A 1,428-nucleotide genomic window follows, 5' to 3' on the forward strand; every position below is an offset into this window, starting at 1 on the left:
CGAGCGCATCACACTGTAGATCGGCAGGATTGTGAAAGGCAGCTGGATGTGGGTCATGGCGGTGACCGTGCCGAATCTCGTAAAGATCAGTTGCACCTTCTCGCTGGTCAGGTGAAGCGCCATCAGCAGATCGTTGATAACCCCGTCCGATTGCAGCAGCACCACCCAGGCAGTGGTACGAACCAGCAGCGACGTCCACAGCGGCAACAGCACCATCAGCATCATGACCGCGGCGATTGCCTTCGGCGCGACGGTGAGCACATAGGCGACGGGATAGCCAAGAAGCAGCGTGAAGGCCGTCACGAGCCCGGCGACGAAGAGTGTGCGAAGCAAAACGTTGATGAAGATCGCCTGGTCGTCCTGGACACGCCCAAGCGAACCATCCGGATCCTGCTTGAGGTCAATGGCCGTCAACAGATAGTAGGGCGTGAGCGCCGAACCATTACGCTTGATCACCGACCAGATTTCCGGCGATCGCCAGTTCTTGTCGAGTTCTACGAACTTTTCCTTGTAGGGACCGACGTCCAGTTTCTCGACCATGCGGGCGGCGGCGAGGACGCGCCCACGCATGCCGGATATCTCGTAGTTCAGGCGTTTGCCAAGCAGGGCAGCCGTGCTGTTGTTCTTGGCGATCTTGAGATCCGCTGCGAAGGCGGCAAACACCGCCTCATCCGGCGCGGCCGCACCATCCCAGCTTTCAAGCGCGACCAATGTTCGCGGTAGTACCTCGCGCGTCTCCGGATTTCCGACGGCCGTCACCAGCAGATAGAGGATCGGCGCGACGAAGACGACGACCAAAAAGGCAATAAGTGGCAGCGCCAGCGAAAGAGCGGCGCGCCTAGCTGGACGCTCGGCTCGACGCACGGCCATGAACACCTTGATGCGATCGGTGTCGACGGCGGTCATGGCTCAGCCCCCGAGCAAGCGGCATTCGGCGACGCTGCATTCGAGCATCACCTCTTCGCCGAGAGCGAAAGCCCGCCCCTGGCGGGCGGGGATACGCGCGGTGACAAGCTGGCCGCCGAGTGCCTCGACCGACAGCCGCATATGATCGCCAAGGAAGAATATGTCTCGCGCCGTGCCGGAAAAGCGGTTCACCTCCCTACCGGTCGCGGCGCCGGCGAGCGAAAGATTTTCAGGCCGCACCGATAGGCTGAGTGCGTCGCCGGCAGCCGGGTTGCCATTCGCCGCCTTGAACGTCGTCCCATCGGCCATGCGCAGCACGGCGCGACCGGCTTCCTGCCCGGCCAGGGTGCAAGGCAAGGTGTTGTTCTCGCCTATGAAGGAAGCCACGAAACGATTGGACGGCTCGTTGTAGAGCGTCACCGGATCGGCAAGCTGCTGGATGCGGCCGTCATGGAAAACCGCGATCCTGTCCGACATGGTCAGCGCCTCGGACTGGTCGTGCGTGACGTAGACCATGGTGAT

At 62.0% G+C, this 1,428-nt stretch carries 2 protein-coding genes; both read right to left on the reverse strand.

The genetic code is table 11. From position 1 onward, the window contains the following. Positions 1-906: ABC transporter permease (locus LB543_RS33790; RefSeq protein WP_224617353.1), on the reverse strand; the 906-nt coding region annotated here is incomplete at its 3' end. 3 nt (positions 907-909) lie between these two features. Then, a partial coding sequence (locus tag LB543_RS34130; protein ID WP_318013043.1) for a TOBE domain-containing protein occupies positions 910-1,428 on the reverse strand: 519 nt, incomplete at its 5' end.

The organism is Mesorhizobium sp. ESP7-2, assembly GCF_020164715.1.
Classification (GTDB): domain Bacteria; phylum Pseudomonadota; class Alphaproteobacteria; order Rhizobiales; family Rhizobiaceae; genus Mesorhizobium.